19 protein-coding genes are annotated in these 20848 nt (G+C 56.8%); 13 read left to right on the plus strand and 6 right to left on the minus strand.

What is annotated here, in order from left to right:
* Positions 1-151: 151 nt before the first annotated feature.
* Complete coding sequence (locus tag RE6C_RS03840; RefSeq protein WP_008654038.1) at positions 152-1150, minus strand: zinc-dependent peptidase; 999 nt, start codon at positions 1148-1150, stop codon at positions 152-154.
* A 166-nt stretch (positions 1151-1316) separates the two neighbouring features.
* Here RE6C_RS03840 and RE6C_RS03845 point away from each other — a divergent pair, with 166 nt between their 5' ends.
* From RE6C_RS03845 to RE6C_RS03885, 8 genes are all read left to right on the plus strand, one after another.
* Entirely contained in the window at positions 1317-2510 is a 1194-nt protein-coding gene (locus RE6C_RS03845; protein ID WP_008654039.1) for an amino acid aminotransferase, read from the plus strand.
* Between the two features lie 144 nt (positions 2511-2654).
* Positions 2655-4622 carry a peptide ABC transporter substrate-binding protein gene (locus tag RE6C_RS03855; protein WP_008654043.1) on the plus strand — a complete coding sequence of 656 codons (1968 nt, stop codon included), beginning with the start codon at positions 2655-2657 and terminating at the stop codon, positions 4620-4622.
* Positions 4619-5548, plus strand: a complete 930-nt coding sequence (locus RE6C_RS03860; RefSeq protein WP_008654045.1) for an ABC transporter permease — start codon at positions 4619-4621, stop codon at positions 5546-5548. The genes RE6C_RS03855 and RE6C_RS03860 overlap by 4 nt, the downstream gene beginning before the upstream one ends.
* The gene (locus tag RE6C_RS03865) at positions 5545-6780 is read left to right on the plus strand and encodes an ABC transporter permease (RefSeq protein ID WP_008654046.1); all 1236 of its coding nucleotides are present in this window, start codon (positions 5545-5547) and stop codon (positions 6778-6780) included. Before RE6C_RS03860 ends, RE6C_RS03865 begins: the two co-directional genes overlap by 4 nt.
* A gap of 32 nt (positions 6781-6812) precedes the next feature.
* On the plus strand, positions 6813-7862 hold the full coding sequence (locus RE6C_RS03870) for an ABC transporter ATP-binding protein (RefSeq protein WP_008654048.1): 1050 nt from the start codon (positions 6813-6815) through the stop codon (positions 7860-7862).
* Positions 7859-8899: an ABC transporter ATP-binding protein gene (locus RE6C_RS03875; RefSeq protein WP_008654049.1), complete on the plus strand. Its 1041-nt coding sequence runs from the start codon at positions 7859-7861 to the stop codon at positions 8897-8899. The genes RE6C_RS03870 and RE6C_RS03875 overlap by 4 nt, the downstream gene beginning before the upstream one ends.
* 56 nt (positions 8900-8955) lie before the next feature.
* Positions 8956-9561, plus strand: coding sequence for a peptide deformylase (def, locus tag RE6C_RS03880; RefSeq protein WP_007324462.1), 606 nt, complete (start codon positions 8956-8958; stop codon positions 9559-9561).
* Positions 9539-10549: a methionyl-tRNA formyltransferase gene (locus RE6C_RS03885; protein ID WP_008654051.1), complete on the plus strand. Its 1011-nt coding sequence runs from the start codon at positions 9539-9541 to the stop codon at positions 10547-10549. The genes def and RE6C_RS03885 overlap by 23 nt, the downstream gene beginning before the upstream one ends.
* 492 nt (positions 10550-11041) lie before the next feature.
* Here RE6C_RS03885 and RE6C_RS03895 read toward each other — a convergent pair whose 3' ends face one another.
* The 4 genes from RE6C_RS03895 to rplA all read right to left on the minus strand — a co-directional run bounded on the left by RE6C_RS03895 (position 11042) and on the right by rplA (position 14665).
* On the minus strand, positions 11042-11986 hold the full coding sequence (locus RE6C_RS03895) for a TIM barrel protein (protein ID WP_039961140.1): 945 nt from the start codon (positions 11984-11986) through the stop codon (positions 11042-11044).
* Positions 11987-12775: 789 nt separating this feature from the next.
* Positions 12776-13192, minus strand: coding sequence for a 50S ribosomal protein L7/L12 (gene rplL / locus RE6C_RS03905; protein WP_007324459.1), 417 nt, complete (start codon positions 13190-13192; stop codon positions 12776-12778).
* 97 nt (positions 13193-13289) lie between these two features.
* Complete coding sequence (rplJ, locus tag RE6C_RS03910; RefSeq protein ID WP_007324458.1) at positions 13290-13814, minus strand: 50S ribosomal protein L10; 525 nt, start codon at positions 13812-13814, stop codon at positions 13290-13292.
* A 173-nt stretch (positions 13815-13987) separates the two neighbouring features.
* Positions 13988-14665, minus strand: coding sequence for a 50S ribosomal protein L1 (gene rplA, locus RE6C_RS03915; RefSeq protein WP_008654054.1), 678 nt, complete (start codon positions 14663-14665; stop codon positions 13988-13990).
* A 607-nt stretch (positions 14666-15272) separates the two neighbouring features.
* Between rplA and RE6C_RS03930 the strand changes: the two genes are divergently transcribed.
* Positions 15273-16067 carry a glycosyltransferase family 2 protein gene (locus tag RE6C_RS03930; protein WP_008654060.1) on the plus strand — a complete coding sequence of 265 codons (795 nt, stop codon included), beginning with the start codon at positions 15273-15275 and terminating at the stop codon, positions 16065-16067.
* A gap of 479 nt (positions 16068-16546) precedes the next feature.
* Here the strand turns inward: RE6C_RS03930 and RE6C_RS03935 are convergent, their stop codons facing one another.
* On the minus strand, positions 16547-16957 hold the full coding sequence (locus RE6C_RS03935) for a hypothetical protein (RefSeq protein ID WP_039961138.1): 411 nt from the start codon (positions 16955-16957) through the stop codon (positions 16547-16549).
* Positions 16958-17542: 585 nt separating this feature from the next.
* Between RE6C_RS03935 and ffh the strand changes: the two genes are divergently transcribed.
* From ffh to rplS, 4 genes are all read left to right on the plus strand, one after another.
* Positions 17543-19018 carry a signal recognition particle protein gene (ffh, locus tag RE6C_RS03945; protein ID WP_008654064.1) on the plus strand — a complete coding sequence of 492 codons (1476 nt, stop codon included), beginning with the start codon at positions 17543-17545 and terminating at the stop codon, positions 19016-19018.
* A 108-nt stretch (positions 19019-19126) separates the two neighbouring features.
* Positions 19127-19549, plus strand: a complete 423-nt coding sequence (gene rpsP, locus RE6C_RS33220; RefSeq protein WP_315852341.1) for a 30S ribosomal protein S16 — start codon at positions 19127-19129, stop codon at positions 19547-19549.
* Positions 19546-20274 (plus strand): tRNA (guanosine(37)-N1)-methyltransferase TrmD, encoded by a 729-nt coding sequence (gene trmD / locus RE6C_RS03955; RefSeq protein ID WP_008654067.1) that lies wholly within the window; start codon positions 19546-19548, stop codon positions 20272-20274. The genes rpsP and trmD overlap by 4 nt, the downstream gene beginning before the upstream one ends.
* 19 nt (positions 20275-20293) lie before the next feature.
* Positions 20294-20653: a 50S ribosomal protein L19 gene (gene rplS, locus RE6C_RS03960; protein ID WP_008654069.1), complete on the plus strand. Its 360-nt coding sequence runs from the start codon at positions 20294-20296 to the stop codon at positions 20651-20653.
* Positions 20654-20848: the final 195 nt, after the last annotated feature.

The following is a 20848-nucleotide window of genomic DNA, read 5'->3' on the forward strand; positions in this document are numbered from 1 at the left end:
CAATGTCCATTTTGTAATTTGCAATCGCCCCGCGTAGGCCATGTTCCACATGGCATCCAAGCCGATGCTTTGGAACAAAGCGAGGCGTCCTTGAATGCCCTTGCGAGTGCGGTGCCTGTCGACGAAGAACGATCGCCAGGTAGAACCTGGCCTACGGTTTGGCGGGCATGCCTCGCATGGTTTTTCGGCGGCAGCAGTGTTTGAACTTATCGCCGCTGCCGCAGGGGCATGGATCATTGCGACGAACTTTCCCGCGACGTTTGCGACGGCCTCGAAACAAACGTTTCGGATCTTGGTGATACATCTTTCGAAGCATTGCATAGAGCTTTGGATTCTTCGCTTGCAGCTGCGCCGGCTTTTCGAAGAAGTACTCCGACAACACGGCAAAGTACTCCGCCTCGTTCGTGTACGCGTAGTCGTCGATCCCTGCCCGCGTTCCTTCCGACTGCAACTCTTGCCCCACCCACTTCACCCAAGGCTCGGTCACTTCCGCGGAAGCCGACGCAGGGATCCCATCGACCTCGCCGTCCGCTTTATCGACCAAGTGAGCGAACTCATGAATGCCGACATTGCGTTTGTCACTCGGATTGGAAAAACCAGCCAGCAACGATGGCTTGGACAAAATCATCACGCCGCTCAGATGATTCACGCCGATCATCCCCAACGTGTTCTTGTCGCCTTCACCTTCGGTTTGATAATCCGCACCAAACGACCCCGGGTAGATCAACACTTCCCCCAACCCGGAATACTCAAAGTCGTCCAGCCCCATGGTTGGGATGACGGCACTGGCACCGACCAGAGCTCGCGTCGTTTCATCGACTTCCGTTCGAATCCCAGTCACCGCAATCTCGTCCAGGAAAATCTTCATGCGGTTGCGGAAACCCTCCCGCTGTTCCTCGTCGAGCATGCGGTAGTACACGACGTGCGTTTGCAAAGCGGCTTCCCAAACGTCAGGGAAGGGCGACGCCATGACTTTTAATCGACGCGTCGTTCCCCGCCGCATCCACCAATGAACGGCCCACGCCAGCGGCAACGCGAAAAGAGCCCATGGTCGAACCGTTGCGAAACCGGCGATCAGCAAGGCCAAGGCGACAGAAATGCCAATGGCCCAGCGGCGGTTGGCTTGATTAGATTCAGGTGTAACGAGCATGGGCGTAGCATAGAGTGCAGAAAGCCGACTGGGGACAGATGCCCGGCCACGATGACTCGACACTTTTCCGCGTGTAGGCGAAATCCGGCTTGGTAGTTATTCTCGTGGCTCCGTCGGCCCAATGTGACGCTGACTCCCTCCCCTCCAAGCAGATTTCGGTTTCCCAGTGCACCGATTCGACTCCATCTCCGTTGCCCCGCCCGACGCCATTTTGGGACTGACCGAAGCGTTCAAAGCCGATGAACGCGAAACCAAAATGAATCTGTCCGTGGGCGTTTACCAAGACGCTTCTGGCACCACTCCCGTGCTTCGCTGCGTCAAAGAAGCCGAAAAACGGCTGTTGGATACCGAATCGACCAAGGGTTACCTCTCGATCGACGGCCTGCCGGACTACCGCGAAGCAGCCTGCCAATTGATTTTTGCTGACCAGATTGCTGCCGAGCGAGTGGCCGCGGTTCAGACGCCGGGCGGAACGGGAGCCCTCCGTGTGGCGGCAGAATTCCTGGCCACCCAGTGCGGACCGCTGCGAATTTTCTTGCCGACGCCAACCTGGGCCAACCACAACGCGATCATGGCGGCGGCCGGACTGCCCGTCGAAACGTATTCCTACCTGGCGTCTGACAAAAAGACTCTGGACTTCGACGCCCTCATCGAAGACCTGAAGACCAAACCCAAGGCCGGCGACGCGGTTCTGCTGCACGCATGTTGCCACAACCCAACCGGAGTCGACCCGACACCGGAGCAGTGGGAGCAAATTGCCAGCGTGGTCTCGGAAAAGAAACTGATCCCATTGCTGGACTTTGCCTACCAAGGGTTCGGCGAAGGCCTGGACGAAGACGCCATCGGTGTGCGCACGATTCTGCGACAAATGGACGAAGCCATCGTCTGCTCGTCATTCAGCAAAAACTTTGGACTGTACAGTGAACGAGTCGGAACGGCTTGCTTGGTGTCCGGATCAGCCGAAACGACCAAGGCCGCTCTCAGCCAACTCAAACGAGTCGTCCGGGCCAACTACAGCAACCCGCCACGGCACGGCGGCGCGATCGTGGCCACCGTGTTGGCCGACGAGGGACTGACCCAAATGTGGCACGAAGAGCTCGCCGAAATGCGAACCCGGATTGCTTCGCTGCGAAAACAATTTGTTGATGGAATGGCCGCGACGGGAGTCGACCAAGACTTCTCGTTCTTGTTGGACCAGAAAGGCATGTTCTCCTTCAGTGGTTTGTCACCGATGCAGGTCGACCAACTGCGAAGCGAACATGGCGTGTACCTGGTCGGCAGCGGCCGAATTAACGTCGCCGGAATGAACGAATCGAAGATGGAATGGTTGTGCAACGCCGTGGCGGCGGTATTGCGATAGAACAGCAAATGCTTGTTCAATAGGTCATCATCCAGTCAGCCCGGCGCCCGCCGGGTGTTTTCCTGATGGATGACCACCACCGGAATCGATTGCAGACGGAACATGATGCGGACGCCCTGTTTCCCTCCTTCCTGATATGCCGCCATGCCTTTGGAACTTCGTCGAGCGTTTTTGATCCTGGCCGCCATCGTGGTGATGGTGTCCCTGATCTGGGCGTCTCGATTTGATGAGATGCCGCCGGCTGAATTCAGCTTTCAGAACGGCACCGACCCCAAAACGCTCGATCCACACCGAGCGACCGGCCAACCCGAGAGCCGGATCCTGTTCAACATCTTCACCGGATTGCTCGAAGAGTTGCCCGAAGGCGACCCCGATCCGGAAACCGGCGTCCAGCCGATGACGCCTCAGCCGGGCATCGCGGAGTCTTACGAAGTCTCGCCCGACAACATGACGTACACGTTCCAATTGCGGGACGATGTCACCTGGAGCGACGGTGTGCCAATCACCTCGGCTGACTTCGTCTGGTCATGGACGCGAATGCTGCATCCGGAAACCGCTTGCGAATACAACTTTCAGCTCTTTGGCGTTCAAAACGCCGAAGCCTACGCGACCGGCGAAGTCAAACCAGGCGACAAGGTCGAAGTCGAATTGTGGGATCGACCTGGCGAGACAATCGACAGCGAGCCGGCACCTCAGACGTTCCCCCGTGGCACGATCGTTCACGGCACGCTGAAGGCTTTGGACAAACCGCCCAAACCCAACGTCCCGGAAGACGCGACCAAAGAGGAAAAATCGAAGGCCACTGCAGATTGGCAATCCGAATGGTTGTACACCGTTGACTTGGCCCGCAGGGACGGCGACGAGATCCTTTGGGACGACGTCACCAAAACGGTCACCTACACAAAGAATCTGCAAACGCCGCTGGCGAAAGAAGACACTCAACGAGCCCACAATGTGCTGGTCGCCTTTGATCAACTTGGCGGCGTCGAAGCCCCTGATCCAACCACGCTGATCGTGCATCTGCGTGATCCTCTTCCGTACTTCCCCTACCTGACCGCTTACTACCCCTTGTTCCCAGTGCCTCGACACTGCATCGAAGAACACGGCAAACCGATGTGGACGCGGCCTGAGAACATCGTCACATGCGGTCCCTACAAAATCGGGTTGCGAAAACTGCGTGATCGAGTTCGTTTGGTCAAAGACGAGCGTTGGTACGACGCCGACACAGTTGAAATCGAATCGATCGATGCTCTTTCCATCGAGAGTCAAAACACTGCTCTCAACATGTACGAAACCGGTGAGCTGGATTGGGTCACCGACCCACCCGTCACCCTAATCGAAGAACTCAAGAAACGAGAAGATTACCACGCCGCTCCGTACCTCTCGGTGTACTACTACGAACTGAACACCAAACGTCCGCCACTGGATGACGTGCGAGTTCGCAAGGCTCTGTCGATGGCGATCAATCGTGAACAGATCGTCCGTGAAGTCACCAAGGCGGGCCAGCAACCCGCCTTTGCTTTGGTGCCGCCTGGGATCGCCGGCTACACGCCGGCGCAAGGCAACCGTGGATCACTCGAAGAAGCCAAACGACTGCTCACCGAAGCAGGCTATCCCGGCGGACGAGGCTTTCCGAAGTTCACGATCCTCTACAACACAAGCGAAAGCCACCGGGCAATCGCGGAAGTGATCCAGCAACAGTGGCAGAACAACCTCAACATCAAAGCGGATCTGCAAAACATGGAATGGGGCAGCTTCCTCGACAAACGCCAACAACAAAAGTACGACATTTCGCGAGCCGCCTGGAACGCTGACTACCCGGACCCAAACACGTTTTTGGACCTGTTCCTCAGCAAGAGCCCGCAGAATAACACCGCCTGGAAAAACCCACGCTACGACGAACTGCTTTCCCAAGCGGCGTCTGAGTCCGACAAAGTCAAACGCATGGAACTGCTGAGGGAAGCCGAAGCGATCTGGGCTGACGAGTTGCCCGCGATTCCCATTTATTACTACGTTGGGTTGAACATCATCAAACCCAACGTCTCCGGCTTGCTACCGACACCGCAAGACACGCACCCGTTTCAAACGATTCGATTGGAACCCACGCCATGAAAGACTTGCTCGGATTCCTCATCCGACGCCTCGGCTGGATGGCCATCACGCTTTGGGCGGTTTACACCGTTTCGTTTGTGCTGATGCGAGCCGCACCGGGCAGCCCCTTCAGCGCCGAGCGTGCGATGCCTCCCGCGATCGAGCAACAGATGCGGGCTCGGTACAACCTCGATGCACCGCCGCTGCAGCAATACTGGGATTACATGTGGGGCATCCTCAGCCGCGGTGATCTTAGCTGGTCGATCAAACTGGAAGACTACAGCGTCAACCAAGTCATCGCGGAAGGCTTTCCGGTCTCCGCATCACTGGCCATCTTTGCCTTGGTCTTCGCAATCATCTTGGGTGTCTCGGCGGGAGTCATCTCGGCCGTTTACAGAGGCACTGTGGCCGATGTCGCGATGATGGCAACAGCGGTGCTGGGCATCGCGATTCCAAACTTTGTCTTGGCATCGATCGCGATCCTTTTGTTTGTGTTCTTGATTCCGTTGTTCCCTGCGGCGGGCTGGGGAACGCTTCGACAAGTCGCGCTGCCGGCGATTTGCTTGGGGCTTCCTGTCGCTGCTTACATCGCTCGTTTGACCCGAGCCGGAATGCTGGAATCACTCAGCCGCGAACATGTTCGCACCGCGTTCGCAAAGGGACTGCCCAAACGCACCGTGATCATCAAACACGTGCTGCCCGGTGCATTGCTTCCCGTCGTCAGCTACCTCGGTCCCGCCACGGCGGGTGTCCTGACCGGGTCGTTGGTCCTCGAAAAAATCTTTGCGTTGCCCGGCATGGGCAGCCACTTCATCTATGCCGCCACCCAGCGCGACACGACGCTGGCAACGGGCATGGTGCTGACCTACACCGTGCTGCTGTTCGTGATGAACACCATCGTTGACTTGGCCTACGCTGTCATTGACCCGCGAGTCGAACTGGAATGAACCTTCCCGATTCACGCAAAAACGAAGAGGCTCTCGCGAAACTGCTGGAGGAATCCCACAAAATTCGTGGTGTCTCACTCTGGAAAGATGCATGGCGGCGACTGCGTCGCAACCGCCCCGCCATGGCCTCACTGATCTTCTTGATCGGCCTTGGCTTGGTTGCCTTTCTCACGCCGATGCTGCCGCTGCAAAGCCCGCTCGACAAGGACCTCAACAACCGGCGTTTTCTATCGCCATCGTTTGAACCGATCACGATGGGTTCACGCGAAGGATTGAAATTCGCCGACGGGAAATTGACCAGCCAATTGGCACTCTTTGAAGCCGAGATCGCCGCAGAAACTGCCGAGGCCTTGGCGATCAATGACCCGCTCAAACAAGCCGAGCAATTCGAGTCGATCCAAGACCGAATCCGAGTCGAGCACCCTTTCAATCAACTTTGGAATCAACTCGGCAGCGTCTCGTTCAAGATGGTTCAAATTCGCGTCGCGATCTTTGGCGACTACGCGATCCCTTCCATCTTCGGAACCGACAAACTCGGTCGCGACCTGCTCGCGCGAGTCTTCTGGGGCGCTCGTGTTTCCTTGGTCGTCGGCTTGGTGGCGACCTTGGTGAGTTTAATGATCGGTGTCAGCTACGGCGCGATCGCCGGCTACTTCGGCGGCTGGATCGACGCGGCAATGATGCGGATCGTCGACATGCTTTACTCGATCCCATTCATTTTCGTGGTGATCTACTTGGTCACGTTCCTGGGCGAAGAGAGCGTGAAGGCTTGGCTGGAAAGCTATGGCATCGATCAAATCATGATCTTCTACATCATCATCGGTGCGATCTATTGGCTGACGATGTCACGCGTCGTTCGCGGACAAGTGCTCTCGCTTCGACAAGAACAGTTTGTTGAATCCGCTCGCACGATTGGTGCATCACCGATGCGAATCGTGTTTCGACACTTGGTGCCCAACGTGCTCGGTATCGTCATTGTCTATCTGACGTTGACCATTCCCGCGGTGATGCTGTTCGAAGCCTTCCTCTCGTTCCTGGGACTGGGCGTTGCTCCACCGGATGTGTCTTGGGGACTGTTGCTCAACGATGGAGTGGAAGCACTCTCCAGCGTCAAACTTTTCTGGTGGGTTGTGATTTTCCCAGGTGCGGCACTGGCCATGACGCTGTTTGCTTTGAACTTCTTAGGCGACGGTTTGCGTGACGCATTGGATCCAAAGATGAAAAACCGATGACCCCAGCTCCCGGATCACAAGCTCACTCCTCAATGACCGCAACTGAAAACGCAACCGACGCCCCTCGCCAGGGCAGCCAACCGCTCCTCCAAGTTTCAAACCTCAAGGTCAGCTTCAAAACTGATGAGGGGCAGGTCCAAGCCGTCCGCGGTATATCTTTTGATGTTCGCGAAGGTGAAACTGTTGCCATCGTTGGAGAATCAGGCAGTGGAAAGAGCGTCACCAACTTGGCGATGATGGGACTGATCCCGCAACCGCCCGGGCGAGTCGATTCCGGAACGGCGCTGTTCCAAGGTCGCGATCTTCTGAAGATGAGTGACCGTGAACTACAAACCATTCGCGGTCGACACGTCTCGATGATCTTTCAAGATCCGATGACAGCGTTGAACCCTTTGATGACCATCGAGCAGCAAATGACCGAAATGACTCGGTTGCACTTGAGCCTCACGAAGAAAGAAGCCGCCGCACGCGCGGTGGACATGTTGGGTTTGGTTGGCATCACATCACCCGAAAAACGTCTTCGCGATTACCCACATCAATTCAGTGGCGGGATGCGACAACGCGTGATGATTGCGATGGCGTTGTCCTGCGAACCGGAACTGTTGATCGCGGATGAACCGACCACCGCACTCGACGTGACCATCCAAGCCCAAATCATGGACCTCCTCGCCGATCTACAAGAACGCAAAGGCACGGCAATTGTCCTGATCACTCACGACTTGGGCGTGGTCGCCGGAGTCGCGGACCGCGTGTTGGTGATGTACGCAGGACGCATCGTCGAAAAGGCAAACGTCAACGACTTGTTCGCCTCCCCCAGACATCCCTACACGCTTGGCTTGCTCGGTTCACTGCCACGGTTCGATACCGATCGCCACGAGAAGCTGCTCGCGATCCCCGGCGGTCCACCCGACATGTCCGAACCCATTCTCGGTTGCTCGTTTTCTCCCCGATGCGACTTTGTTCAACCAGTTTGCCATCGTGAGGATCCTACGCTTCAATTGAAAGCAGAACCAACCGGTGCCGCGAACTTGCCCGTTGTGCAACCTCACCTCGCGGCATGCCACGTGGAGGTCCCAACATGAACGCGGCCCAAACCACCCACACTTCGACGGAAGGATCAGGCAGCACAACCGCGGAGCCACCGCTGTTGCGGGTCAACGACCTGAAGGTTCACTTCCCCTTTCGACGCGGATCGCTGTTCAATCCTGAACAAGGATTGATCCGCGCCGTTGACGGCGTGTCGTTCGACATCGCAAAAGGCGAAACGCTGGGCTTGGTTGGTGAGTCCGGCTGCGGGAAATCGACCACCGCTCGAGCGATCATCAATTTGGTCCATCCAACATCGGGCGACGTCCAGGTCGATGGCAAATCGATCGCGGGACTGTCCGACAAAGAGATGTTGCCATATCGACGCCGCGTTCAAATGGTTTTCCAAGATCCCTTTGCGAGCCTGAATCCACGGATGACAGTCGGCGGCATCATCGGCGAACCCTTGACGGTTCACAAACTCGCCTCCGGCAAAGACCGCCAACTCGAAGTCCTGCGACTGATGGAATTGGTGGGACTGAACCCTCGATTCCTCAATCGCTACCCACACGAATTCAGCGGCGGCCAACGCCAACGCATCGGTATCGCTCGAGCCCTCGCGGTGCAGCCGGACTTGATTCTCTGCGACGAACCTGTGTCCGCCCTCGATGTCTCGATCCAAGCCCAAATCATCAACCTGATGATGGATCTGCAACAACGACTCGGCGTGGCGTACCTGTTCATCGCCCACGACTTGGCCGTCGTTCGTCACATCGCAACGCGAGTCGGCGTGATGTACCTCGGCCGAATCGCCGAGCTTGGCACCGCGGAGGAACTCTATGCGGATCCCAAGCACCCGTACACAGAGGCTCTGCTGTCCGCGGTTCCGGTGCCCGACCCGACCATCGCCGCGAATCGCCGGCGAATCGTTTTGCAGGGCGAAGTCCCCTCGCCGGACAAACATTACCCCGGTTGCTCGTTCGCCGACCGTTGCCCAATTGTGGTCGATCGATGCCGGACCGATCGACCTGGGTTGCCGGATCGATCGCACGCCGCGGCATGTTGGGAGCGTGATGATCCGCCGGAAGTTTGATAAGCTGCGGGATTGATTGAACTCATCCGCCGTTTCGTCTTTTTGCCGCCTTCATCATGCCGTTGTCGATCATTCATTTCCCGCATCCGACACTCCGACACGTCAGCCGCCCCATCGTGCGTGTGGATGCCAAGTTGAAATCGATGGCCGACGAAATGCTCGACCTGATGTACGAGTTCGACGGCGTCGGACTGGCCGCCAACCAAGTCGACCTGCCGATTCGCATGTTCGTGGCCAACCCCACCGGAAAACGCGACGAGGGCGAATCTTGGGTCATCCTCAACCCTGAAATCGATCGCCCCAAGGGCAACGACACCGCTCAAGAAGGCTGTCTGAGCGTGCCGGGTTTGTACGGTCAAGTCAAACGCCCGAAGACTGTTCGGTTGCGTGGGTTCGACCTACAAGGCAACGAGATCAACCAAGTCCTCGATGGTTTCATGGCACGGGTTGTCCAACACGAGGTCGACCACCTCGATGGCATCATGTTCTTTGACCGCATCGGCGAAGAAGGCCTCCGTGACTTGGAAGGACACTTGGAAGAATTCAAAACCGATTACGAATCCAAACAGGGCACCGGCTCAATCGCCGACGAAGCCACCCTGGCTCAGCAACGAGCCGAATGGGAAGCCATGTACACCGGTGGAACCACGTCAAATGGCTGATTCCCTGCGATACGTTTTGATGGGCACCGGCCCATTCGCGGTGCCATCGTTCGAAGCGATCCGGCAACAAATGGATTCCACGGGCGATGAAATCGCTCGCGTGTTCGTGCGTCCTTTGCCTCCCGTCAAAAGCCGCGGTGGGCCACCACCGCAACCGGTCCGGGAATGGGCCGAAACACATGGACTGCCCGTCGATGCCCCCGCCAGCATCAACGACCCAGAAACCATTGCCGGCCTCAACGAGCTGAGCGCGGACCTGCTGGTCGTTTGCGACTACGGCCAAATCCTCAAACCCGATGCCCTGCAATCCGCTCGCCTGGGCGGAATCAATTTGCATGGCTCTTTGCTGCCCGCCTATCGCGGTGCCGCCCCCGTCCAACGGGCTCTCCTATCTGGCGATCGCGAAACGGGAGTATCCGTCATCCACATGACCCCACGCCTCGACGGCGGCCCAATCGTGGCAACACGCACCACACCGATTCGCGACGACGAAACATCCGGAGAATTGGAAGTTCGCTTGTCCGATATCGGCATGGGCGCCACGCTCGAAGCCATCGCGTTGCTGCGAACCATTGAGTCGTTCGATACTCACGGAACGCTTGGCCAACCACAGGACCCAGCCAAAGTTTCCAAGGCTCCGCGATTGTCCAAAGCCGAAGCCCAGATCGATTGGTCCGCAACGGGCCGAGAGATCGATTGCCTGGTTCGAGGCATGCAGCCTTGGCCGGTTGCCTTCACCCACGCGGCCGTCAAAGAAAACAAACCGCCTCTGCGAGTTGCGATTCGCGAAGTCCACACTGAAATCTCTGCTGCCGACCCAGCCAACGTGGGCCGGGTGATGGAACACGAGGGATTGGCCATTGGATGCGGTGACGGACAAGTCATCATCGCGCGGCTGCAGCCTGCTGGCAAAAAAGAGATGTCCGGTCTCGATTTCAAACGCGGCCACCGACTGACCGCCGGCCAACAACTGATCGTCCAAGCGTAGGCCATGCCTCACATGGCAGCCTGGTCATGCAACCGTAGGCCATGTTCCACATGGCAGTCGAGCCGATGCTTGGGAACCAAGCGAGGCGTCCAAGCAACACGCCTTCAAGAGAATGAATTTGCTCGGCGAAGAACGATCGCCAGGTGGAACCTGGCCTACGTCGTGAATCGATTGCAAAGTGCAAATTGATCAATGCAAATTGCAAAGTGCTTTGTCCCGGCAAGCGGCATTACATCACCGCCGGACAATTACCAATTTTCAATGTCCATTTTGCAATTCCCGTAGGCCATGTTCCACATGGCAGTCGAGCCGATGCTTGGGAACCAAGCGAGGCGTCCAAGCAACACGCCTTCGAGAGAATGAATTTGCTCGGCGAAGAACGATCGCCAGGTGGAACCTGGCCTACGACTGGGTTCCTTTCCCGCTTCAACCCAATGAAAAAACCCGACGCGGTGCGCCGGGTTCTCGTATTCCAATCGTTGCGAATGAAACTCAGGCCTTGGCCATTTCGTCGCGAACGCGTTCGAGCAATTTCTTGCTGGCTTTGATGCCTTCGGCTTCGCTGAACCCGCCACCTTCGTACTCGATCCCAACGTAGCCGTTGTAACCAAAGTCGGTGACGATCTTCATCATCTTGAAGTAGTCGGTGTTCTTCTCGTTGCCTTCTTCGTCGAAGTCATGCGTCTTGGCACTGACGGCCTTTGCATAAGGCATCAAAGCTTGCACGCCGTGATAACGGTCAAACTCGTCGGCATTCTTCCCGCGGGAAATAAAGAAGTTGCCAAAGTCAGGCAGCGTGCCGCAGTTGTCCATCCCGACGCGTTCCATCACCACTGCCAACCAAGCACCGTTGCTGCTCAACCCACCGTGGTTTTCGACGATGACATTGATGTCTTGTTTCGCGGCGTACTCACTGAGTTGGCTGAGACCGTCCGCGGCGTACTCGATTTGCTCGAGATACGATCCACCGCTGGCCGCGTTAACGCGAATCGAGTGACAACCGAGGAACTTGGCCGCATCGACCCACTGATGATGGTTCTCGACCGCCTTCGCGCGAGCTTCTTTGTTTGGATCGCCCAAACGACCTTCACCGTCGACCATGATGAGCAAGCTCTTCACGCCGTTGTCGCTGCAACGACCTTTCAGGTCCGTCAGATACTTTTCGTCGCGAGCCTTGTCCTTGAAGAATTGATTGACGTACTCGATCGCATCGATGCCAAACTGTTCCTTCGCAACCTTCGGAAAGTCCAAGTTGGTGATGCCAACCGAGTCATCGCGAAGCGTGCGGTGCAGCGACCATTCCGCCAATGAGATTTTGAACGGAGCGTGATCGTGGTCATGCCCTTCGTGGGCATGAGCCAACATGCGTGAACCAGCGAGTCCGGCGACGGCTGTGGTGGCGGCAAGCGACTGCAAAAAATGACGACGTGGCAACATGGTGGGCTGTTCCTGACGGTTCAGAGGTGGGCGTGGGGTGTGACAAAGGAGACATTCCGAAACACTGGCGTTCCCAATGAAACCGGAAGAGCAAAGCTCTCCCGTGCATCGATGAAGCGGCATCCACAGGAAGTCAAATCCAAGGTGTCCGCAAACGACGGCAGAGCAAATCAACGCGAGCGCAGCAGCCATTGCAAACGGATCGACATTCTAGCTGAAACGCAGAGCAACGCGTAACAAATTCAGTCCGGCAGAGGACCACGATTCCACAAATCATGATGGGTGGGTGGAACCATCCGCACTCGCGTGAGTCTTGAAGCTGCGTTCTTTCCTTCAATGGCCAACGGCCTCGTTCAACATAGCCAAGGGCATCGCCCCTGGAGGGGATGATGTTGGCCGTTGGCCAACCCATTTCCCTTCATTCTCGATTCCTAGGGCGATGCCCCAGGCTACGTTGACGAAGGCCGTTGGCCAACAAAACCGACTGCATTAGCGCAATTTCAAAACGCTTGAGCGAGGGACCTACTGGCTCGTTGCAATGCCACGCGATTCCCTACGACGGCACCACGGGGCGATGACGGCAAACGAGCACGAGCACGAGCACGAGCACGAGCACGAGCTAGAAGCTAGAAGCTAGAAGCTAGAAGCTCACTGTGGTCCTGTGACCCTGAGCCTCTTCCCCACTCCCAACACCTGACCGCGCAGCAAAATGACCGCGAACCCAAAGATATGAATCCGCGATCATTGACTGATTTGACCGATTTCCGAACGAACCAATCCGGCTTCGAACTACTTGAGTTCGACCGAGCCGCCAGCTTCTTCGATTTCGGCTTTGACCTTTTCTGCGTCTTCTTTCGAGACAGCTTCTTTCAGGGTTGCTGGGCAACCTTCGACCATCTTCTTGGCGTCCATCAAAGATGCACCAGTGATGTTCTTGACGACCTTGACGACGTTCAGCTTCTTCTCGCCGAAACCGGTCAAGACGACGTCGAATTCGGTTTGCTCGACCTCAGCAGCGCCACCACCGTCACCGGCAGGACCAGCCATCATCACAGCACCACCGCCGGCGGCTGGCTCGATGCCATGCTCATCCTTGAGGTAGTCGCTCAATTCTTTGGCTTGCTTCAGGGTCATGTTGGCGATCTTGTCGCCCAGTTCTTTTGCTTCGGCGCTGTATTCTGCGACAGCGGTTGCTTCATCGGACATAGTCAAACTACCTCAAAAACGAAAAAGGTGATTCGGAAATGGTTCAGGGAAAATGCCGGGGCAAGGACAAAGGCTCCGGCAGGTTGAGCGGAGACGATTATTCGTCGCCTTCGCCCTTGGACTTGATCTGACTGTTGAGTGTCTTGCCAGGACCAAGCATTGCAGCACTGAGTGTTGCACCTGGGCCGAGGATTTGACCAACCAACATAGAAATCTGTTCTTCACGACTGGGCCATTTACTGACCGCTTTGACGCCTTCTGGATCGAGCTTTTCACCGTCCAGAACGCCGCCCGTGGTGACAAACTGTTCGAACTTCTCTTTGTCCTTGTCCAGCCGGACGGCTTCCTTTACCAGACTGACGAAGTCGCTTGAGCCCCAGAGCACGGCGACTTGCCCATTCGTTCCTTCGAACGCGGGGAAGAGAGACGTGCCTTCAGTGGCGCGTCGGGCGAGTGAGTTTTTGACAACCATCATCTGGATGTCTTTTTGTCCCAGTTCGCCACGCAGCTCGTTGGTCGTGTTTGCATCCATTCCGGTGCAGTTGACCAACACGGCATCCTCCACGCCTTCAAGCCGACGCTTGAGATCGCGAGTCACCAGTTCTTTGACGTATTTACTCATCGGATTTTTTCACTCGAAAGAGCCAAACCTTGGCCGCAGTTGGATGTGATCGTTTGGGGTTGGACCAAAAAACATTGATCCACCAACATCAATTTGAAAACCAACGCTTTCGGCCATGATGCTGGTTGATCGGGACGGCCTGATGATCGAAATCACCTGGCCAACCCGTGCAGCTAGGTAGCAACGCGAACACTAGGGGTCATCGTTGCACAGATCGCCACGCCTTTGATGTACGTGCCTTTAATGGACTGTGGCTTCATCGCCGAAATGAAATCGACGAACGACGCAATGTTTTCTTCCAGCTTGTTTGCTTCGAAGCTCATCTTGCCGACCATCGCGTGGACGTTGCCACCCTTGTCGTTTCGGAACTCAACCTTACCGGCTTTGTACTCGCTGACGACTTTGCCGACGTCAGGTGTCACAGTTCCAGCACGAGGGCTAGGCATCAAACCACGAGGACCGAGAACTCGGCCCAAAGGTCCAACCAATCCCATCATGTCAGGGGCGGCGATACAGACATCGAAGTCTGTCCAGCCATCTTTGATCTTCTTAGCCAAGTCTTCCTGGCCGACTTCATCCGCTCCGGCTTCCTCAGCCGCTTTAGCAGCGTCGCCTTTGGCGAACACAACCACACGCTGGGTTTTGCCAATGCCGTGGGGCAGGACGAGCGAGCCACGAATGATTTGATCAGCCTGGTTTGGATCCACGCCCAAACGCATGTGAACTTCGACCGTTTGGTCAAACTTCGTGGCGTCGTATGTTTTCAATACCTCGACGGCCTTGCCCAATGGAAGCATTTCCTTGGGCTGTTTTTCGAGGGCGGCACGATACCGCTTGGATTTCTTTCCCATTTAGTCACGACTCATTTGTGTCGGGTGGTATGGCGATTCCACGCTGGCCCGAACTCTTTGCAACCAGCCAACTGATACAATCGGCTGAAAGAACGCCCGGCGGCAGAATCTCCCACTTGTTAAACGACCGAACCCAGAAAAAGACTGGGATGCAATCGAAGCGGGGGAGTTTGGCGAAGGCCAGCAGCAGCGTCAACCTCAACTAGCCCAAGCGATTCGGATTTTTTCCTTGGTTTTTTGAAGTGAGGCCTTCACCGGGGCACATCGGTTGCAATCGTGGGACAGTGCAGGAAAAACTGTCACAATCGCGTGCAAATCGAAACGACCTGCCAAGACGGCGGGACAAAGACGCATGTCAATCGACACGCCGTGACCCGTCAACTGGCATGCCACCGACCTCGCGGCGTCTTCCCGGAAGACAATCCTGTCCTGGCGGAAGATGGCAGTCCCGCAACATTTTGAAATGGAAGACTTCGGACGATTGGCCATGGCGATCCGCCATGTGGATGCTTTTCAAACCAATCCCGCAAGCGATCCAAACGCCAACATAAATACGCTGCACCGGCAACTCGCTGGGCACGTGTGAGAATCGAAAGAGAAACGAATCATGAAACCTTGGCTGACCGCACTTCCCGTTTACAACGAAGCCCAATACGTCGACGAAGTCCTCGAGAACGTACTGAAGTTCACCGATCAAGTGCTGGTTGTTGACGACGGCAGCACGGACGGAACCCGCGAACGCTTGGACGCCTGGGCCAGTCGATTGCCAGAATCCGTTGCTGTCGTGCATCACCCACAAAACCGAGGCTACGGCGCCGCTTTGCAAACCGTTTTCTCGTACGCGATCGAGAACAATTTCGAAGGGGTCGTGACCCTGGACTGCGACGGACAGCATCAACCCTGTCGAATCCCAGAATTCATCGACGCCGGCCGGCACGCGGACATTGTTTCCGGAAGCCGCTACCTGAAGGAATTCGAAGGCGACGACGCTCCTCCGCAGGAAAGAATGTTTATCAATCGCCGAATCACGGCGGACATCAATCGTCGGCTTGGCTTTTCGCTCACGGACGCCTTTTGCGGCTTCAAAGCCTACCGGACTGAGGCTCTGCGAGAACTGAAGATCACCGACGATGGCTATGCAATGCCATTGCAGCTGTGGGTCGAAGCCGCCGCTGCAGGACTTCACGTCACCGAATTGCCAGTGCCACTGATCTACCTGGACCTCGAACGATCGTTCGGTGGATCGCTGGATCACGCCGAAACTCGGCTGAACTACTACAACCAAGTCCTGGACGACGCGGTCGACCTGGCTTGCCGCGAAGGACGTTTCCGCAAAGGACGCGGCAAGAACGATCAAACCAATTCGCCGTGCGGAGAAAAAGCCAAGCGAGCCGCCAGCTGAACCCAGCCGGCACCAATGTCGCCCATCGACTCCGCTCGATGGATGCCCTGCATTGCAAAGCATCTATTATCACCCTCCCTTTGAGAGGGCCGTGCAGTTTGTAAGCACTGTGATTGCAATGCCTTAAGAACCACGCCCGTGCAGCGGGAGGGGTCGGAATGCGAGCGTTCCGCGAGATTTCCAGGGGAGGGCAATCCGCGCCGTTTCCCATGCTCGCCCCCCTCCCTCGCGTACGCCTGCACGGCGTCGCTCGACCTCCCCCAAAACTTCGTTTCGGGAGAGGTGCTCAAATGCTGAAACCCGCCAAAAACGCGGCCTCGATAAACTGCAACACTCCCCAAAGGGAGGGTGAAGCAATACGGCATTGCCTAACCCTCTTGGAGAGTCGAATGAAGTGCTGGGACGCTGAGCATTGAAAAAGTTAAATTGACAATTGCAAACTACAAATTGGTTTGCCGCTGCCCGTCGAACTTGCCCAATCATCGAGGCAAACGCTTTGATTCGGCTTCCTTGGATGTGCTGCCAACGGATTTTCCGACCGCAGCGGTCGCGAGCTGACGCATTGGCCGCGACGCCAGCCCGGCGGCCATCATCAATCGTGCTAGGCCGACCATCGTTTGATGCCACTGATGCACCATGTCCGGGGTGCCAAAATGGGCCGCATCGACTCGATCAAAGCCCTGCTCGCTGACTCGAATTTCGGTGGCCATGTGCATCAAAGCTTCCAACATCACGTGGCTGTGCCGGTCCGAATCGGTCAACCCTTCGTCGTCATAGATCCACAAATGCGGCTGCATTGCAAGGTCAACACTGTGCATCGCCGCGGCATCAGCATCCATTGCGTCGACGACCAAAGAGCGGGTACCACACTGAACGTAAAACTTAGCCATGAGATTGATCTTCCGTGAAAAGGCGGTTGCGGGAGTCCGCCGCCGAGTGAACCTCCCGGCGACACACATAGGATCGCAACCGGAGTGACACGTTAGGTCACGAGGAGCTCCTAGCTCCTAGCTCCTAGCTCCTAGCTCCTAGCTCCTAGCTCCTAGCTCCTAGCTCCTAGCTCCTAGCTCCTAGCTCCTAGCTCGTGCTCGTGCTCGTGCTCGTGCTCGTCGTACGATGGCCTTCCAAGGCCGTCGAAAAGGAAACCCGACGCGTCAGCGAGGCACCCACACAACATCCCCACGACGCCCCCATCCGGGGCAAAGTTTTTGAACCGCCCCCTCTCAACGCTCCACGGTTGTTGACTCACCCCAATACGCACGACCATTCGAGGAGCGACGACAGTTGCCCGCCGTCGCGTCGCCGAATGATTCACGACGCATCTCCGTCAGACGAACCCCCAAACCTCCTACGGTCCCTCGAAAACGTTTTCCACGCGGAATTCGGCGTTCTCTCCATTTACAAAACCGCAGCATCCTGGATAAACTGCCGGGCTTTCCTGAAAAAACCGCCAATTCGCCCGCCCCCTCCGCCGCGTGTTCGATTCCCTCTCCGACGGTCTGCAATCCGCTTTCAAAAGTTTGTCTGGCAAAGGCAAACTGACGGAAGGCAATATGCGCGACGGTCTGAAGATCGTGGAGCAATCGCTGCTGGAAGCTGACGTCAGCTACAGCGTCGTCAAAGACTTCATGGGGCATGTTTCCGAAAAAGCCCTCGGAAAACGCGTTCTTTTGTCGCTCCGGCCGCAAGAAGAACTGGTTCGAATTGTCTACGACGAGCTGGTCGAAACGCTCGGCCCAGTCGATTCCGCATTGAATTTGAAGGCCGATGGTCCCACGATCATCATGCTGTGTGGCCTGCAAGGGAGCGGAAAAACGACGACCTGCGGTAAGCTGACCAAGCTGCTGCAAGAACAAGACATCACGCCACTTCTCGTCGCGGCTGACTTGCAACGCCCCGCCGCCATCGAGCAACTCAAGGTGATCGGTTCGCAGCTCGGCGTCCCTGTCCACGCCGAAACCGACCACAAAGACCCCGTCAAAGTTTGCCAAGCCGGCGTCGAAATGGCTCGCCGTGACGGCAATCGCGTCGTGATCCTGGACACCGCCGGACGTTTGGCGATCGACGCTGAGCTGATGGCGGAGCTGAAGAAGATCGATCGCAAAGTCGGCCCCGACCAGGTTTACCTCGTCGTCGACGGCATGACCGGTCAAGACGCGGTCAACAGTGCCGGTGCGTTCAACGACGCCTTGGAACTGGACGGCGTCGTGATGACCAAACTGGACGGCGACGCTCGCGGTGGAGCACTGCTGTCGGTCAAACAAGTCACCGGCGTCCCGATCAAATTCATGGGCACGGGTGAGCACTTTGATGCTCTGGAACCCTTCCGCCCTGAAGGCATGGCCAGCCGCATCCTGCAAATGGGTGACATGGTCGCCGCGGCTCGCGAAGCCCACCGAATCGTCGACGAACAAGAGCGAGAAGAGCTGGAGGCCAAAATGGCCAGCGGCGAATTCTCGCTCGACGATTTCAAAAACATGATGCAAAAAGTCGCCCAGCCTGGGTTGATGGGACGCATGATGGGGCTGATGCCCGGCATGAGCCAATTCAAAGAAGCGATGGAATCGGAAGAGGCCGGCGGTCAACTCCGACAAATCATCGGGGCGATCAACTCGATGACCCCCGCCGAACGCAAAAACCCGAAGCTGATCGATGCGACCCGTCGCACCCGAATTGCTAAGGGAGCCGGCGTCCAATCGCCAGTCATCACGCAATTGATCAAACAATTCGACGTGATGAAGCCGATGATGCAAGCCATGTCCGGAAAGGGCGGCGGCGATCGGATGGCGATGATGCGGCAAATTCAAGCCAACGCGATGTCGGGCGACCCCCGCTTGGGCGGCTTGAAAACAAAACAAAGCACGGGAAAACGACTTTCCCCGGCCGAAAAGGCCCAGCAACGCAAAGAACGCGAAAAGCTAAAACGAAAACTCAAACGTAAAAAACGCTGAGTGAGATGAAGTGGGCCGAGACCAGAGCAGGTACAGCCCTCTGTCTTCAGCCCCCGAAATCAACCTCAATTCCTTGGAGAAACGACCGACATGGCAGTAAGAATTCGCATGAAAAAGATGGGACGTACGCACCGTCCTTTCTTTCGTGTTTGTGCAGTGGATCAACGCAACCCACGTGATGGTCGTGTGATCGAAGAACTCGGCACCTACGATCCAATGTGCCCCGAAACCGATGCTCGCGCCACATTGAAGGCCGATCGCGTCGACTACTGGATTGGCGTTGGCGCTCAACCCAGCGACAAAGTGGCTGTGCTGATCAAAAAGTACGGCACCGATGGTTCGCACCTGGAAGCTCAAAAGGCTGCTGTGGAGCGTCTCGGACGTCGCAAGGACTACACACCACCACCAGAAGCACCCGCTCCCAAGGCACCACCGGCTGCGGAAGCTCCTGCTGAAGAAGCCCCTGCGGAAGAACCAGCCGCCGAAGCTTCGACAGACGACGCTCCTGCTGCAGAAGCCACCACGGAGTGAGATTCGACGTTGTCACCCTGTTCCCAGCGATCTTTGACGGTTATCTGACCCAAAGCTTGCTGGACAAGGCGATTGTTCGAGGTTTGGTTGAGATTCAGCGACACAACCTCCGAGATTGGGCCGAAGACACCCCTCATCGCAAAGTCGATGACCGTCCTTTTGGCGGCGGCCCCGGAATGTTGTTGCAAGTCGAACCGACCGTGAATTGTGTCCGGGACGTGGACGCCATGGCCGATGTCCCGGCTCGAAAGATTTTGTTGACCCCGCAAGGTCGACGGCTCGACCAACGGTTGGCCGAAGACCTCGCCACCAGCGACCGTATCATGTTGATGTGTGGTCGTTACGAAGGATTTGATCAACGCGTGCTGGACATCATCCAGCCCGAAGAGATCAGCATCGGCGACTTTGTCCTCAACGGAGGCGAAGTGGCCGCGATGACCATCATTGACGCTGTCGTCCGGTTGCTGCCCGGCGTGCTCGGCGATGAACAAAGCAGCCTGGATGATTCGTTCAGCCGAGGAAATCGGATGCTCGAGTTCCCCCAGTACACCCGGCCCCGTGAATTCGAAGGCCACACCGTCCCCGATGTTCTGCTCAGCGGCGATCACGCCGCCATCGCCGCTTGGCGAGCCGAACAAAGCCGGGCGAGAACGATTGACCGTCGCCGCGATTTGCTGCCCGAGCATTCAAAAACCAACCCAGAACAAACCAACAAACTCTCCTGAACATCGAAGAGGTTCTCAAATGAACAATGCCATCATGGACATGGTCGACAAGGCCAACCAAAAAGAAGAGGGAAGCGTTCCTCAGTTCGAAATCGGTGACACCGTGGACGTGCACTCCAAGATTTTGGAAGGCAACAAAGAGCGGATCCAAGTTTTCACTGGCGTCGTGATCGGCCGCAGTGGCAAAGGTGCTCAGGAAATGTTCCATGTTCGCCGCATCGTGGCTGGCGAAGGCGTGGAGCGTAAGTTCCCTGTTCACAGCCCACGCATCGAAAAGGTCGAAGTCAAACGCAGCGGTGTCACCCGTCGCGCCAAGCTTTACTTCCTCCGCGATCGCGTCGGCAAGGCAGTTCGTTTGAAAGAACGCCGCCGCGTTTGATCGCCGCCCGCGACCAACTCAAAACACTCGCCAAGCTGCTCCGGTTCACCCGAGCAGCTTGTTTGCTGCGCGTAGCCATCGTCTCGTCGCCTAACTAACCCCGTAGCCCGGCGAGGCCCTCACCGGGCAATTACAGCAACCATCCTGCACCTGGAGGTCGTGCAGTTTTTAACTGCTGTGTTGCCAAGCGTTTTT

The organism is Rhodopirellula europaea 6C (assembly GCF_000338295.1).
GTDB classification, from domain to species: domain Bacteria; phylum Planctomycetota; class Planctomycetia; order Pirellulales; family Pirellulaceae; genus Rhodopirellula; species Rhodopirellula europaea.